Origin of the sequence: Methylobacterium sp. SyP6R (genome assembly GCF_019216885.1) — a bacterium.
Taxonomy (GTDB): domain Bacteria; phylum Pseudomonadota; class Alphaproteobacteria; order Rhizobiales; family Beijerinckiaceae; genus Methylobacterium.
In genome coordinates, this window is the sequence record NZ_JAAQRC020000001.1 from 2017480 (window position 1) to 2031354 (window position 13875).

Here is a 13875-nt window from a genome sequence, read left to right on the forward strand (position 1 = left end):
TGAGAGATGACGAGCACCCTGCCGCTTAACTGAGCGGCGCGTAATAGAGTCCGGACAGGAAGAGGCTGGTCATGGCCGAGCCTCTACGCCGATCCGGCCCGGGTCGTCAATCGGAACGTGTCGATCAGAACTCGATCCCCTCCTGGGCCTTCACCCCGGCGGCGAAGTGGTGCTTGACCTGCCCCATCTCGGTCACGAGATCGGCGGCGGCGATCAGCTCCGGCTTGGCGTTGCGGCCTGTCACCACGATGTGCAGGTCCGGCCGGCGCCGGCTCAAGGCCTCCACCACCTCCGCGAGCGGCAGGTAGTCGTAGCGCAAGGCGATGTTGAGCTCGTCGAGGATCAGGAGCCGGACGGTCGGATCGGCCATCAGCGCCTCGGTCTGCACCCAGGCGGCACGCGCCGCCGCCACGTCGCGGTCGCGGTCCTGGGTCTCCCAGGTGAAGCCCTCCCCCATCGTGTGCCAGGCGACCTGATCGGCGAAACGCTCCAGGGCGAAGCGCTCGCCGGTCTCCCAGGCGCCCTTGATGTACTGCACCACCCCGACCCGCCAGCCGCGGCCGAGCGCGCGCAGCATCAGCCCGAAGGCGGCGGTCGACTTGCCCTTGCCCGGGCCGGTATGGACGATGAGCAGGCCCTTCTCGATCGTCTTGCCCGCCACCTCGGCATCCTGCACCGCCTTGCGCTTCTCCATCTTGGCGCGGTGGCGCGCCGCCTCGTCTCCGCTCATCGATCGTCTCCCTTGATGATCATCGGCAGCCCTGCCACCACCAGCACCACCCGGTCGGCGATGGTGGCGAGACGTTGATGAAGGCGGCCGGCTTCGTCGCGGAACCGGCGGGCGAGCGCGTTCTCCGGCACGATGCCGAACCCCACCTCGTTCGAGACCAGCACCAGCGGCCCCGGTGCCGCCTTGCACGCCTCGATCAGAGAATCGCGTTCCGCCGCCAGGTCGGCCGCCTCGTCCAGCATCGCGTTGGTCAGCCACAGGGTCAGGCAATCGACCAGCACGGGCCGGCCGGCCGGCGCTCCCCGGATCACCGTTGCGAGGTCGCGGGGCGCATCGACCGTCTCCCAGGGCGGGGGCCGGCGGGTGCGGTGCTCGGCGATGCGAGCAGCCATCTCGTCATCCCAGGCTTGCGCCGTCGCGACGTAGCGCCAGGGGCCTGCTTGCGCCTCGATCAGCCCCTCGGCGTAGCGGCTCTTGCCCGAGCGGGCGCCGCCCAGCACCAGGGTCAGGCGCGGGGCGGCGCGATTCGGGTCCGGCACGGGCCTCTCCTCGTCGAAATCTTGCATCGAAAACCTCGGGGCCGGAGGTGTCGCGGCAGCCGGCGTCGATTGCAAGCCCGTTCCCGACCCGCTAGGGTCGGCGCGACGGTGCCTCGGTGACGAGGTGAAAAGGGAACGCGGAAGCCGGAAGCCTCCGGCGGGCCGCGGCTGCCCCCGCAACTGTGAGCGGTCGAACACGGTCCGCCATCGGCCACTGGAGCGATCCGGGAAGGCGGTGGGCCGGCACGAGGCCGCGAGCCAGGAGACCTGCCGTCACCCCTTCTCTCTCGACGCCGCCGGTGGGGCGGCAGGAGTTCGTCATGGTCGCGATCACCCGGTCCCTCTCCCCCGCCCTGGTCGGCGAGCGCCTGAGCGCCGTCCTCCTCGCCGCCACCCTCGGCGTCGGCCTGCTGTTCGTCTCCGGCTTCGCGCCGGTGGTCGCCCTGCACAACGCCGCGCACGATTGGCGCCACTCCGCCAACTTCCCCTGCCACTGACCAGGGCCGAATCCTTTCGGGCCGTGCGGCCTGCGCCCTGACCGGGCGTGGGCCCGCGGCCCTTTGGTCGTGCAGGTGATCCTCCCATGACGAAACGTCTGCTCGCCGCGGCCCTGGTCGCCGGCTTCCTGGCCGCATGCGTGGCCTCCGCGCTGCAATTCGCCCTCACCTCGCCGCTGATCCTGGCGGCGGAGAAATACGAGACCGCCGAGGCCGTCGCCCCCGCCCGTCACGCCTTCGCCAACCCGCTGATCGTGCTCGCCCATGCGGGCCACGACCATGGGGCTGAGCCGCAATGGCAGCCGGCGCCCGGCCTGCCGCGCCTCGCCTTCACGGCGCTCGCCACCCTGGTGAGCGGCGTCGGCTACGCGCTGCTTCTCGGCGCCGTGCTGGTCGCGACCGGCCGCGCGGTGACGCCCTCCGAGGCGCTGAAGTTCGGCATCGGCGGCTTTCTCGCCGCCAGCCTGGCTCCGGCGATCGGGCTGCCGCCGGAACTGCCCGGCATCGCCGCGGCAGGGCTCGAATCGCGCCAGCTCTGGTGGGTGGCGACCGCGCTCGCCACGGCGATCGGCCTCTACCTGGTGGCGATCCGCCGCGGGCCGGCCGCGATCGGCCTCGGCCTCGCCCTCATCGTCGCGCCGCATGTCTGGGGCGCCCCGCACGGGCCCGAAGAGATCTCCGCGATGCCGCCGGTCTTCGCGGCGCAGTTCGCGGCCCGGTCGCTGGCGATCGGCTTCGCCTTCTGGGCCGTGCTCGGCCTCGCCTTCGGCTGGGCCTGGGAGGCGGTGAGCGGGCCGAAGGGTTTTGCTCGCCGCAGCGAGGTGGCCGCGTGAGCGAACCCGTCACCCTCTACGTCTGCACCACCTGCCGCGACGCCGCCGATACAGGCGAAGGTCCCCGCGCCGGGGCCCGCCTGCACGACGCGCTGGCGCAGGCCCTCGCGGCCCGGCCCGGGGCGCCGATCCGGATCGAGCCGGTGGAATGCCTCTCGGTCTGCAAGCGGCCCTGCACGGTCGCGGTCGCGAGCCCGGGCCGCTGGACCTACGTCTACGGCGACCTCGACCCGAACATCGCCGCCGACACTATCCTCGACGGCATCGGCCTCTATGCCGGGACCCCGGACGGCATCGTGCCCTGGCGCGCGCGTCCGCAGGAATTCCGCAAGGGTGTCGTTGCCCGCATCCCTCCCGCGCCGGTGACCGCATGACCATCCTGAACAAGATTCCCTGCACCATCGTCACCGGCTTCCTCGGCGCCGGCAAGACGACGCTGGTGCGCCACGCCATCGAGCACAACGACGGAAGGCGGCTCGCGATCATCGTCAACGAGTTCGGCGATGTCGGCTTCGACGGGTCCTTGCTCGCCGAATGCGGCATCCCGGGCTGCGACGCCGACGCGGTGGTGGAACTGCCGAACGGCTGCATCTGCTGCACCGTCGCCGACGATTTCGTGCCGGCGCTGAACAAGCTCCTCGACCGGCCGGAGCCGCCGGAGCACATCCTGATCGAAACCTCCGGCCTTGCCCTGCCCAAGCCCCTGGTCCAGGCCTTCAACTGGCCGGCGATCCGCTCGCGGGTCACCGTCGACGGCGTGGTGGCGGTGGTGGACGGCCCGGCGGTCGCCTCCGGCGCCTTCGCGGACGATCCGGAGGCGATGGCGGCGCAAGCCGCGGCCGATGCCAGCGTCGATCACGAGAACCCGCTGGAGGAGGTGTTCGAGGACCAGCTCCTCTGCGCCGACCTCGTGGTGATGAACAAGTCCGACCTTCTCGACGAGGCCGAGCGGGCGCGGGTCCGCGCGGAGGTCGAGGCGCACCTGCCGCGGGCCGTCAAGCTGGTCGAGACCGCCCATGGCGCGCTCGATCCCCGCGTGCTGCTGGGCCTGAATGCCGCCGCCGAGGACGATCTCGCCTCCCGCCCGTCGCACCACGAGACGGAGGAGGATCACGACCACGACGATTTCGAGAGCGTGGCTCTGCCGGTGAAGGCGGCGGGCTCGCCCGAGGATCTGGCCGCACGGGTGGCGAAGGCCGCCGAGGTGGCGGGGGTGTTGCGGATCAAGGGCTTCTGCGCCGTCGCCGACAAGCCGATGCGCCTCGTCGTCCAGGGCGTCGGCCGCCGCGTCGCCCACCATTACGACCGCCCCTGGCGCCCGGGCGAGCACCGGGATGGGACGCTGGTGGTGATCGGGCTCACCGGGTTCGACAAGGACGCGGTGGCGGCGGCGTTGAAGGGCTGACGGGCTCACGCTCCGGTTCGTGCACGTCCCGTCTCCGCGCAGCCGCAGGCTTGTCCGGGGAAAGGACGTGGCGCTGCTGACCCCCTCCCCCTCTGCGGGGGAGGGTGGCGAGCGAAAGCGAGCCGGGAGAGGGGACGCCGCTTCCGGAGAGGGCAGACCCGTTGTGAAGAGCGCCCCCGGGAATATCGTCGCGCTGCCCCTCTCCCGGCCTACTTCGTAGGCCACCCTCCCCCGCAGAGGGGGGAGGGAGAAACCCGCGCTATACTTTCAAGTCGGCGCGGCCGAGGCCATATCGTCGGTCCCGAACGCCGAAACCCCTAGCCCGGGAGGGCATCGCATGTCGGAGCCTGCGCCGCGGCGCTGGAGCGTGCAGGAGTTCTTCGCCTGGCAGGAGCGCCAGGACGAGTGCTACGAGCTGGTCGATGGGGTGCCGGTCCGCTTGATGGCCGGAGCCCGCAACGTCCACGACAACATCGTGGTCAACCTCGTGGCGGAGTTCCGCACCCGGCCGCGCGGCACGCCGTGCCGGCCCTTCACCGGTGACGGCAGCGTCGAGACCCTGCCGGGCCAGATCCGCCGGCCCGATCTCGGGGTCGATTGCGGTTCGCGCGACCTGAACGGGCTGACGGCGGCGGAGCCGCGTCTGGTCGCCGAGGTGCCGTCGCCCTCCACTCGCGACTTCGACGCCTTCGACAAGCTGGAAGAGGACAAGGCCGTCGCGAGCCTCGCGGTGATCTTGCTCGTCGAGCCGAACGCTCCCGAGATCGCCCTGTGGCGGCGGGATGCGGACGGCGTCTGGCAGCGCCGCCTCGTGGCCGGGCTCGACCAGGCGATCGACCTGCCGGACCTCGGCATGAGCCTGGCGCTGGCGGATATCTATGACGGCGTCGCCTTCCCGCCCCGGCCCCGCCTGGTCTCGGGGGCTTGAGGGCCGATGCATCTCCTGCGCATCGATACGGTGTCCCTCGACGAGGGCGAGGCGGCGGTCGATCTGGGCCAGGCGCCCGGTGACATCGTCGCCCTGTCCTTCACCGATTCCGATCTCGCCGGCCTCAGCCAGGCCTATGCAACGCTTTCCGGCGACTGGCCGAGCCTGCGCCTCGCCAAGATGGCGCAGCTGCGCCACCCGCTCTCGGTCGACCTCTACGCCGATGCGGTGATCGCCCGGGCCCGCTTCGTGCTGGTGCGCTGTCTCGGCGGGCTCGATTACTGGCGCTACGGGCTCGAGCGGCTGGCCGAGACCTGCCGGGCGCACGGCATCCCCTTCGCGGTGCTGCCGGGATGCGACCGTCCCGACCCCCGCCTCGCCGCGATCTCCACGGTCACGCCGGACCTGCGCGACGCGCTCGACGGGTATTTTCGGGCGGGCGGCCCCGAGAACCTGCGTCGGCTCCTCGCCCGGATCGCCGCCGAGCTCGGCCGCCCGGTCCAGCCCGAGCCGCCCCGGGCCCTGAAGCGGGGCTTTGCCTGGTGCCCGGGCTGCGGCCCGCTCGACGCGGTCGGCCCCGCCTCGCCCGTCCCGTGCGCCGTTCTGCCCCGGGCCCTCGTGCTCGTCTACCGCTCGGCGATCCTCGGCGGCGACACCGCGCCGGCCATCGCCCTCGCGGCGGCTTTGTGGGAACGCGGCCTGGCTCCCACGATCGTCGCGGTCGCCAGTCTCAAGGACCCGGAGGCGGTGGCGGCCGTGCGCGAGGCGATCGCCGTGCAGCGTCCCGCCGTGATCGTCGCCACGACCGCCTTCTCGGCCCGGGACGATGCCGGCTTCGTCCTCGACGCCGCCGATTGCCCGGTGATCCAGGCCTTCACGGTGGGGTCGAGCCGGGAGGCCTGGGCCGCCTCTTCGCGGGGTCTCGGGGCCGCCGACCTCGCCATGCAGGTGGCGCTGCCGGAATTCGACGGACGGCTCTCGGGCTTCCCGGTCTCCCACAAGGAAGAGGCGCCGGAGGTCGAAGGGTTTCGCGAGCGCCGGGCGGTGCCGGATTTCGCCGGGATCGCCGCCACCGCCGACCGGGCCGCCGCCTGGGCCCGCCTCGCCGCGACGCCGCGGGCCGAGCGCCGCCTCGCCCTGGTCCTGTCCGATTACCCGGCCCGGGGCGGGCGGGCCGGCTTCGCGGTCGGGCTCGACACCCCGGCGAGCACGCGGGCAATCCTCGAACTCCTGGCGGCCGAGGGCTACGCGGTCTCGGACATCCCGGAGCCGGCCGTCCTGATGCGCCGGCTCACGGAGGAGATCCCGAGCCTCGCGGTGCCGCTCGGCACCTACGAGGCCTGGCATGCCCGGCTGCCGGAGGCGGCCCGCGCGGCGCTTCTCGCCGAGTGGGGCGAGCCTGCCGACGATCCGGCCGTCATGGACGGCGCCTTCCGGTTCCGGGCGGTCCAAGCGGGCCGGGTGCGCGTGGCGCTCCAGCCGGATCGCGGCCACAAGGGCGACCGCAAGGCGGGCTATCACGATCCCGACGCGGTGCCGTGCCACGCCTCTCTCGCCTTCCACCTCGCCTTGCGCGAGAGCAGCGATGCGCTGATCCATCTCGGCACCCACGGCACCACCGAGTGGCTGCCCGGCAAGGCGGTGGCGCTCTCCCCCGCCTGCTGGCCGGCTTTGGCCGTCGGCGCCCTGCCGGTGGTCTACCCGTTCATCGTCGACGATCCCGGCGAGGCGGCGCCGGCCAAGCGCCGGATCGGCGCGGTCACGATCGGCCACCTGCCGCCGGAGACCGCGGAAGCCGGCCTCGACCCGGCGGCCGCCACCTTGCGCGAACTGGTGGAGGAATATTCCGCCGCGACCGTGCTCGACCCGCGCCGCGCCGACCTGATCGCCCGCGGGATCCTGGAGCGGGCCGAGGATGCGGGGCTGCTGGCCGCCGCCGGTATCGACCGCGACACGGCGATGCCGGACGCGCTCGCCGCCCTCGACGCGCATCTGTGCGACCTCGCCGAGGTGACGATGCGCGACGGGCTGCACGTCTTCGGTGCGAGCCCGGAGGCCCATCCCGGATGCGGTCCGGCCGAGCGCCATGGGCTCCTGGCCGCCCTCGACGGCCGCTTCGTGCCTCCGGGCCCCTCCGGTTCGCCGGCCCGCGGCCGGGCCGACGTGCTGCCGACGGGGCGCAACCTCGCGACCCTCGATCCCCGGGCCCTGCCGACCCGGGCCGCCGCGATGCTGGGCGAGACGGCCGCCAGGGAGGTGGTGCGGCGCTATCTCCAGGACGAGGGCGAGTATCCGGCCCGCCTCGTCATGGATCTCTGGGCCTCTCCCACCCTGCGCACCGGTGGCGAGGACGTCGCGCAGGCGCTGGCGCTGATGGGCGTGCGCCCGACCTGGGATCACGCCTCGACCCGGGTGACCGGGTTCGAGGTGCTGCCGCTCGCCCTCCTCGACCGGCCGCGGATCGACGTGACGGTCCGGGTCTCCGGCGCCTTTCGCGATACCTTTCCCGAGACGCTGGCGCTCCTCGATCGTGCCGCCCGGGCGGTCGCCTCCCGCGAGGAGGACGATGCCGACAATCCGCTGGCCGCCGCCCGCCGCCGCGGCGAGGCCCCGGCCCGGGTATTCGGGGCGGCCCCCGGCCGCTACGGCGCCGGCACCGCGGCGCTCGCCCTCGACGGGAACTGGACCGAGCGGGACGACCTCGCCCGGGCCTATCTCGACGCGACTGCGGAGGCGACCGGCGCCGAGGATTCCGATTTCGCCGCCCGGGTCGCGGCGGCGGATGCCTATCTCCACGCCTTCGACGTGGCCGAGCGCGACCTCCTCGACGGCGATGCCGGCGCCGACGCGATGGGGGGATTCTCGGCTGCGGCCGAATCCCTCGGCGCGGCGCCCGTGCTCTACAGCCTCGACACCAGCCGCCCGGAGGCGCCCCGGGCCCGCACCGCCCGCGAGGACGTCGCCCGGCTGGTGCGCGGCCGCCTCGCCCATCCGCGCTGGATCGCCGGGCAGCTCCGCCACGGCTGGCGCGGCGTGCAGGAGCTGGCGCAGGGGCTGGACGCGGTGTTCGTGATGGCCGCCGCCACCGACGCGGTCGCGGATGCCGAGATCGACCGGCTCTACGACGCCTATCTCGGCGACCCGGACGTGCTGGGGGCGATCGAGAGCGCCAATCCGGGCGTCGCGCAGGCGCTCCGCGACCGTTTCGCGAGTTTGCGCGACCGCGGCCTGTGGCGCAGCCGGCGCAACTCGCTCGCCGCCCTCGCGCCGCGCGAGGCCGCCGAATGAGCGCCGTGAATCCGGCTCCGCGCCGCGGCTGGTGCCCGGGCCTCGCCCGGCCGATGCCGACCGGCGACGGCCTTCTGGTGCGCCTCCACCCGGTCGCCGGACGGCTCACGGCCGATCAGGCGCGAGCGGCCGCGCGGGCGGCACGGGAGGGCGGCAACGGCCTGCTCGACGTGACGGCGCGCGGCAACCTCCAGGTTCGCGGGGTGACGGCGGAGAGCCACGGGCGGGTCGTCGCGATCCTGGGCGGAGCGGGTCTCGGCGACGTGCGTCACGATGGCGGGCCGCAGCGGCTGACGCTCAGCGCGCCGCTCGCGGGGGCGGAATGCCTCGCCATCGTCGCGGCGGTGGAGGCGATCGGCCGCGAGGTGACCGGTCTGCCGGCCAAGACCCTGGTGGCGGTGGAGGACGAGACCGGCGGGCTCGGGCCGGTCGAGGCGGATTGTCGGGTGCGGATTTCGGGCTCCTTCCCCTCCCCAGGCGATCCCGGGCTTGCCCGGTATCGCGGCAAGTTGTGGGGAGGAGTTGGGGGTGGTGCAGGAGGCACCGCCGAGGTCTCTCCGGCACCACCCCCACCTCCCACTCCTTCCCACAAGCTCGAGCGATCTCGGGCAAGCCCGAGATCGCCTGGGGAGGAGAGGCGCGCGCCCCCGATCGTAGGTGAGTTCGAACACGGTTCGACAATCGTGTCGGACAGCATGGGAGAGCGGGCGCTCCCCACGCTTCAACTCGCCCTCGCGACCCCGTCCGGCCCGATCTGGCTCGCGCCGACCCCCGCCCCCACGGCGCTCGCCACCCTGCGCGCCCTCCTGCACGGCCTCGCCGCGTCCGGTGCCCGCCGGATGCGGGCCCTATCGGACCGGCAGCGCGACGCCCTCCTCGACGACCTCGACCCCGGCGCGCGCCCCTCGCCGAGCACCGCCCGCCCCGCCGGCCTGCACGGCCGCACGCTCCTCGCCGAGCTGCCCTTCGGCCGCTGCGACGCCAACCTCCTCGATCGCGTCGCGGCCTGGAGCGAGGCCCATGGCGACGGCCACTTCGCCCTCACGCCGAGCCGGGGCGTCGTCCTGACCGCCCGGAACGACACCGATGCCGCCGCGTTGCGCGACGAAGCAGCGGCTGCCGACCTGATCGTCGATCCCGCCGACCCGCGCCGGGCGGTCGCCGCCTGCCCGGGCGCGCCGGCCTGCGCCTCCGGCGGCACGCCGGCGCAAAGCCATGCGCTCGATCTCGCCGCTGCCTTCGCGCATTTGGTGCGAGCGGGCGCTACCGCGCACGTCTCCGGCTGCCCGAAGGGGTGCGCCAGCCCGAGTCAGGCCACCCTCACCCTGATAGGCCGGCCCGACGGCCGCTACGGGGTGGTGCTCGACGGCAACGCCGGGACCGAGACCGACCGCGTGCTCACTTTCGGTGCCGTGCTGGAGCGGCTAGAGAGCACACGAATCACCGCCACTCTTCATGACCCCTCGGGCCTGAGAGACGCATTCCGGGAGCCCGCATGAATCCGCGCCTCGACTATATCCGCGACGGCGCCGCCATCTACGCGCGCTCCTTCGCGATGATCCGCGCCGAATCCGACCTCGCGCGCTTCCACGGCGCCGCCGAGCGGGTGGCGGTGCGGATGATCCATGCCTGCGGCATGACCGACCTGCCCGCCGACATCGACCTGTCGCCCGACTTCGCCGAGGCCGCCGAATCGGCGCTGCGCCGCGGCGCGCCGATCCTGTGCGACGTCCGCATGGTCGCCGACGGCGTGACCCGGGCGCGACTGCCGGCCAACAACGACGTGGTCTGCACCCTGTCCGACCCGCGCGTCCCGGACCTGGCGAAGCGCCTCGACACCACCCGCTCCGCCGCCGCGATGGAATTGTGGCGCGACCGGCTCGCCGGCTCCGTCGTCGTCGTCGGCAACGCCCCGACCGCCCTGTTCCGCCTGCTCGAGATGCTGGACGAGGGCGTGGCGCCCCCGGCCGCGGTGATCGGCATCCCGGTCGGCTTCGTCGGCGCGGCCGAATCGAAGGATGCGCTCGCCGCGGATGGAAGGGTGCCGTTCCTGGTGGTGCGCGGCCGGCGCGGCGGCAGCGCCATGGCGGCGGCGGCGGTCAACGCGCTCGCCAACGAGGTCGAGTGATGGACGGTCCTTCCGCGTTCCCGGTCGCCGATCCGGCCGAGATGCCGTCCGCGCCGCGAATTGCCGTCACCGGCACGCTCTACGGGGTCGGCATGGGGCCGGGCGACCCGGATTACCTCACCGTGCGGGCGGTCCGGGTGCTGGAGCGCGCCCACCACCTCGTGCATTTCTGCAAGGCCGGCAAGCGCGGCAACGCCCGCACCATCGCCGACGCGGTGGTGCAGGACGCGGCCCGCGAATGGCCGCTGCCCTATCCCTACACCACCGAACTGCACCCCGAGGACCCGGCTTACGTGGCGGCGCTGGCCGCCTTCTACGACGAGGCGGCGACGAGCCTCGCCGAGGTGCTGGCGTCCGGGCGCGACGTGGCGATCCTGTCGGAGGGGGACCCCTTCTTCTACGGCTCGTTCATGCATCTCTGGCGCCGGCTGAAGGACCGGTTCCCGGTCGAGGTCGTGCCGGGCGTCACCGGCATGTCGGGCTGCTGGACCCGGGCCAACACCCCGATCACCTGGGGCGACGACGTGCTGACGGTCCTGCCCGCCACCCTGCCCTACGCGACGCTCGTCGCGCGGCTGAGCACGACCGACGCCGCCGTGGTGATGAAGCTCGGCCGCCACCTGCCGAAGGTGCGCGCGGCGCTGACCGAAGCCGGGCTGATCGGCCGCGCGGTCTATGTCGAGCGCGGCACCATGGCGGGCGAGACCGTGACGCCGCTCAGCCAGAAGCCCGACGACCGGGCGCCGTATTTCTCGATGGTGCTGGTGCCGGGCGAGGGCCGCCGGCCGTGAGCGGTTCCGTCACGGTGATCGGCCTCGGGCCCGGCGATCCGCGCTACCTCACGCCGGCAGCGAGCGCAGCGCTCGAGGAGGCCGAGGACCTGATCGGCTACTTCCCTTACGTCGCCCGGGTTCCGGAGCGGCCGGGTCTGACGCGCCACGCCAGCGACAACCGGGTCGAGATCGACCGCGCCCGCCACGCCCTGGAACTCGCCGCCGCCGGCCGCCGGGTCGCCGTGGTGTCGGGCGGCGATCCCGGTGTCTTCGCCATGGCGGCGGCCCTGTTCGAGGCGCTGGAGGCGGGCGACCCGGCCTGGCGCGCGCTCGCCATCACGGTCGAGCCCGGCATCACCGCGATGCTGGCCGCCGCCGCCCGCGTCGGCGCGCCGCTCGGCGGCGATTTCTGCGCCATCTCGCTGTCGGACAATTTGAAGCCCTGGGAGGTCGTCACCGCCCGGCTGAGCGCCGTGCTGGCGGCCGACCTCGTGGTGGCACTCTACAATCCGATCTCCCGGGCCCGGCCCTGGCAGCTCGGTGCGGCGCTCGCCCTCGCGGCCGAGCACCGCGCGCCGCAGACGCCGGTGATCCTGGCCCGCGCCGTCGGCCGGCCCGACGAGGCGATCCGCATCCTCCCCCTCGCCGAGGCGCGCACGGCGGAGGCCGACATGGCGACCCTGGTGATGATCGGGGCGAGCGCGACCCGGCTGATCGCGCGCGAGGGCCAGGTGCCCTTCGTCTACACCCCGCGGTCCGTCACCCGATGAGCGTCGAGCCAGGCCAGGGCGTCGCGGGCTTGCGCCACGAAGGGTACGTGCGGCAGCAAGGGCTGCCGCACGATCACCACCGGCAGGGAGAGCGCGCGCGCCGCCGCGATCTTGCCGTAGGTCGCAGCCCCGCCGGAATTCTTGGTCACCAGCACCTCGACCCGGTGGCGGCGCATCAGCGCCTCTTCCTCCGTCGCGCCGAACGGGCCGCGGGCCTCGATCGCCGTCACGTCGATCCCCGGCAGGGCGTCGCCGACCGGCTCGATGGTGCGAACGAGATAGCGGTGCTGCGGCGCCGCCGCGAAGGCGGCGAGTTCGAGCCGGCCGACCGTCAGAAAAACCCGACGCGGCGTATCGCCCAGGGCCGGCACGGCCTGCGCCACGCTGTCGACCTCGTGCCAGTCGTCGCCGGCCTCCCGCGCCCAGGCCGGGCGCCGGATGGCGAGGAGCGGCACGCCTGCCGCGCGGCTCGCCAGGGCGGCATTATGGGAGATGACCTTGGCGAAGGGATGGGTGGCGTCGATCAGCGCCGCGATTCCATGCTCGCGCAGGTAGGCCGCGAGCCCGTCGGCCCCGCCGAAGCCGCCGATACGGGTGTGCGCCGGGAGAGCCAGGGGCGCCGCCGTGCGCCCGGCGAGCGACAGGGTGACGTCATGATCCGGCCGCTCGGCGAGCAGCCGGACCAGGCTCGCGGCCTCGAAGGTGCCGCCCAGGATGAGGATGCGCATGGCCGCCTTCTCGCCTGAGGCTCCCGCGATGTCGAGCATTCCACCCTGGCTGTTCATCGTCGGCATCGGCGAGGATGGACGGGCCGGGCTCTCGCCCGCCGCCGCTTCGGCCCTCGACGGGGCCGGGCTGGTGGTCGGCGGGCGCCGCCACCTGGAACTCGCCGCGCCACTGTCCGCCGAGACCCTGGCCTGGCCGAGCCCGCTCTCGGATGCCTATCCGGAAATCCTCGCCCGGCGCGGGCAACCGACCTGCGTGCTCGCCACCGGCGATCCGTTCCATTACGGCGTCGGCGCGGAACTCGCCCGGCTGATGCCGGCGAGCGAGATCGCGGCCTATCCCCAGGCCTCCGCCTTCAGCCTCGCGGCGGCCCGGCTCGGCTGGCCGCTCGCCGAGGTCGCGTGCCTGACCCTGCACGGGCGGGCGCTGGAGCGGGTGATCCCGCATCTCCAGCCCGGCGCCCGGCTCCTCCTCCTGTCCTGGGACGGGTCGACGCCCGAGACACTCGCAGGCCTGCTGGCCGCACGCGGCTTTCCGCGCTCGCGCCTCACCGTGCTCGAAGCCATGGGCGGTCCCCGCGAGCGCCGCCGCAATGCCCTGGCGGCGGAGTTCTCGGAGGGCGGAATCGACCCGCTCAACACACTGGCGGTCGAGGTGGTGGCCGAGCCCGACGCCCGGGTGATTCCGCTCGCACCCGGCCTCGACGATGCCTGGTTCGAGACCGACGGCCAGCTCACCAAGGCGGAGATCCGCGCCATCACACTCGCGGCCTTGCGCCCCCGGCTCGGCCAGCTCCTGTGGGATGTCGGCGCCGGCTCGGGGTCGATCGGCATCGAGTGGTCCTTGCGTCATCCGGCAAACCGCGCGATCGCGGTCGAGGCGAAGGAGGAGCGCGCCGCCCGCATCCGCCGCAACGCGCGCGATCTCGGCGTGCCCGATCTGCGGGTCGTGATCGGCCGGGCGCCCCAAAGCCTCGCCGGGCTGCCGGCACCGGACGCAGCCTTCCTCGGCGGCGGCGTCTCCGAGCCTGCCCTGGTCGCGGCGGTCCTGGGGGCGCTTCCCAGCGGCGGGCGCCTCGTCGCCAACGCGGTGACGCTGGAGAGCGAGGCCCTGCTGCTGCGCTGTCATGCCGAACATGGCGGTACCTTGCGCCGCCTCTCGGTCGCCCGGGCCGAGCCGGTCGGTCACCTCACCGGATGGCGCCCGGCGATGCCGGTGACGCAATGGGCGCTGACGAAGCCGTGACCCTCTCGATCAT

At 73.6% G+C, this 13875-nt stretch carries 14 protein-coding genes and 1 riboswitch; of the genes, 11 read left to right on the top strand and 3 right to left on the bottom strand.

Features of this window, described 5'->3' with window-relative positions; genetic code table 11:
• Positions 1-124: 124 nt before the first annotated feature.
• Positions 125-730, bottom strand: a complete 606-nt coding sequence (gene cobO / locus HBB12_RS09295) for a cob(I)yrinic acid a,c-diamide adenosyltransferase (protein ID WP_236989084.1) — start codon at positions 728-730, stop codon at positions 125-127.
• Positions 727-1296, bottom strand: a complete 570-nt coding sequence (cobU, locus tag HBB12_RS09300; RefSeq protein WP_442919247.1) for a bifunctional adenosylcobinamide kinase/adenosylcobinamide-phosphate guanylyltransferase — start codon at positions 1294-1296, stop codon at positions 727-729. The genes cobO and cobU overlap by 4 nt, the downstream gene beginning before the upstream one ends.
• A 62-nt stretch (positions 1297-1358) precedes the next feature.
• A riboswitch (cobalamin riboswitch) is annotated at positions 1359-1558 on the top strand.
• A gap of 31 nt (positions 1559-1589) precedes the next feature.
• Here cobU and HBB12_RS09305 point away from each other — a divergent pair.
• The 10 genes from HBB12_RS09305 (at position 1590) to cobJ (ending at position 11891) form a co-directional block, all read left to right on the top strand.
• Positions 1590-1766, top strand: a complete 177-nt coding sequence (locus HBB12_RS09305; RefSeq protein ID WP_048425720.1) for a CbtB domain-containing protein — start codon at positions 1590-1592, stop codon at positions 1764-1766.
• Positions 1767-1852: 86 nt separating this feature from the next.
• Complete coding sequence (locus tag HBB12_RS09310) at positions 1853-2599, top strand: CbtA family protein (RefSeq protein WP_236989085.1); 747 nt, start codon at positions 1853-1855, stop codon at positions 2597-2599.
• Positions 2596-2973 carry a DUF1636 family protein gene (locus HBB12_RS09315; protein ID WP_236989086.1) on the top strand — a complete coding sequence of 126 codons (378 nt, stop codon included), beginning with the start codon at positions 2596-2598 and terminating at the stop codon, positions 2971-2973. The genes HBB12_RS09310 and HBB12_RS09315 overlap by 4 nt, the downstream gene beginning before the upstream one ends.
• Entirely contained in the window at positions 2970-4004 is a 1035-nt protein-coding gene (cobW, locus tag HBB12_RS09320) for a cobalamin biosynthesis protein CobW (protein WP_236989087.1), read from the top strand. The genes HBB12_RS09315 and cobW overlap by 4 nt, the downstream gene beginning before the upstream one ends.
• Before the next feature lie 337 nt (positions 4005-4341).
• On the top strand, positions 4342-4932 hold the full coding sequence (locus HBB12_RS09325; protein ID WP_236989088.1) for a Uma2 family endonuclease: 591 nt from the start codon (positions 4342-4344) through the stop codon (positions 4930-4932).
• A gap of 6 nt (positions 4933-4938) precedes the next feature.
• Positions 4939-8220, top strand: a complete 3282-nt coding sequence (cobN, locus tag HBB12_RS09330) for a cobaltochelatase subunit CobN (RefSeq protein ID WP_236989089.1) — start codon at positions 4939-4941, stop codon at positions 8218-8220.
• Positions 8217-9719 carry a ferredoxin-like domain-containing protein gene (locus HBB12_RS09335; protein ID WP_236989090.1) on the top strand — a complete coding sequence of 501 codons (1503 nt, stop codon included), beginning with the start codon at positions 8217-8219 and terminating at the stop codon, positions 9717-9719. Before cobN ends, HBB12_RS09335 begins: the two co-directional genes overlap by 4 nt.
• A complete protein-coding gene (locus tag HBB12_RS09340; protein WP_236989091.1) occupies positions 9716-10348 on the top strand; it encodes a precorrin-8X methylmutase in 633 nt (210 codons plus the stop codon). Before HBB12_RS09335 ends, HBB12_RS09340 begins: the two co-directional genes overlap by 4 nt.
• Positions 10348-11139 carry a precorrin-2 C(20)-methyltransferase gene (locus HBB12_RS09345; protein WP_442919248.1) on the top strand — a complete coding sequence of 264 codons (792 nt, stop codon included), beginning with the start codon at positions 10348-10350 and terminating at the stop codon, positions 11137-11139. Before HBB12_RS09340 ends, HBB12_RS09345 begins: the two co-directional genes overlap by 1 nt.
• Positions 11136-11891: a precorrin-3B C(17)-methyltransferase gene (gene cobJ, locus HBB12_RS09350; RefSeq protein WP_236989092.1), complete on the top strand. Its 756-nt coding sequence runs from the start codon at positions 11136-11138 to the stop codon at positions 11889-11891. The genes HBB12_RS09345 and cobJ overlap by 4 nt, the downstream gene beginning before the upstream one ends.
• Here the strand turns inward: cobJ and HBB12_RS09355 are convergent.
• Positions 11864-12619, bottom strand: coding sequence for a cobalt-precorrin-6A reductase (locus HBB12_RS09355; protein ID WP_236989093.1), 756 nt, complete (start codon positions 12617-12619; stop codon positions 11864-11866). The two genes, cobJ and HBB12_RS09355, sit on opposite strands and share 28 nt — an antisense overlap.
• On the opposite strand from HBB12_RS09355, the gene cbiE reads away from it, so the two are divergent.
• The gene (gene cbiE, locus HBB12_RS09360; protein ID WP_236989094.1) at positions 12618-13862 is read left to right on the top strand and encodes a precorrin-6y C5,15-methyltransferase (decarboxylating) subunit CbiE; all 1245 of its coding nucleotides are present in this window, start codon (positions 12618-12620) and stop codon (positions 13860-13862) included. The two genes, HBB12_RS09355 and cbiE, sit on opposite strands and share 2 nt — an antisense overlap.
• The last annotated feature ends 13 nt before the right edge of the window (positions 13863-13875 follow it).

Coding starts and splice junctions, on each gene's coding strand:
- HBB12_RS09325 (WP_236989088.1), top strand. CDS start 4,342: ATGTCGGAGCCTGCGCCGCGGCGCTGGAGCGTGCAGGAGTTCTTCGCC.
- HBB12_RS09355 (WP_236989093.1), bottom strand. CDS start 12,619: ATGCGCATCCTCATCCTGGGCGGCACCTTCGAGGCCGCGAGCCTGGTC.
- cobW (WP_236989087.1), top strand. CDS start 2,970: ATGACCATCCTGAACAAGATTCCCTGCACCATCGTCACCGGCTTCCTC.
- cobU (WP_442919247.1), bottom strand. CDS start 1,296: ATGCAAGATTTCGACGAGGAGAGGCCCGTGCCGGACCCGAATCGCGCC.
- cbiE (WP_236989094.1), top strand. CDS start 12,618: ATGGCCGCCTTCTCGCCTGAGGCTCCCGCGATGTCGAGCATTCCACCC.
- cobN (WP_236989089.1), top strand. CDS start 4,939: ATGCATCTCCTGCGCATCGATACGGTGTCCCTCGACGAGGGCGAGGCG.
- HBB12_RS09335 (WP_236989090.1), top strand. CDS start 8,217: ATGAGCGCCGTGAATCCGGCTCCGCGCCGCGGCTGGTGCCCGGGCCTC.
- HBB12_RS09305 (WP_048425720.1), top strand. CDS start 1,590: ATGGTCGCGATCACCCGGTCCCTCTCCCCCGCCCTGGTCGGCGAGCGC.
- HBB12_RS09310 (WP_236989085.1), top strand. CDS start 1,853: ATGACGAAACGTCTGCTCGCCGCGGCCCTGGTCGCCGGCTTCCTGGCC.
- HBB12_RS09340 (WP_236989091.1), top strand. CDS start 9,716: ATGAATCCGCGCCTCGACTATATCCGCGACGGCGCCGCCATCTACGCG.
- HBB12_RS09345 (WP_442919248.1), top strand. CDS start 10,348: ATGGACGGTCCTTCCGCGTTCCCGGTCGCCGATCCGGCCGAGATGCCG.
- cobO (WP_236989084.1), bottom strand. CDS start 730: ATGAGCGGAGACGAGGCGGCGCGCCACCGCGCCAAGATGGAGAAGCGC.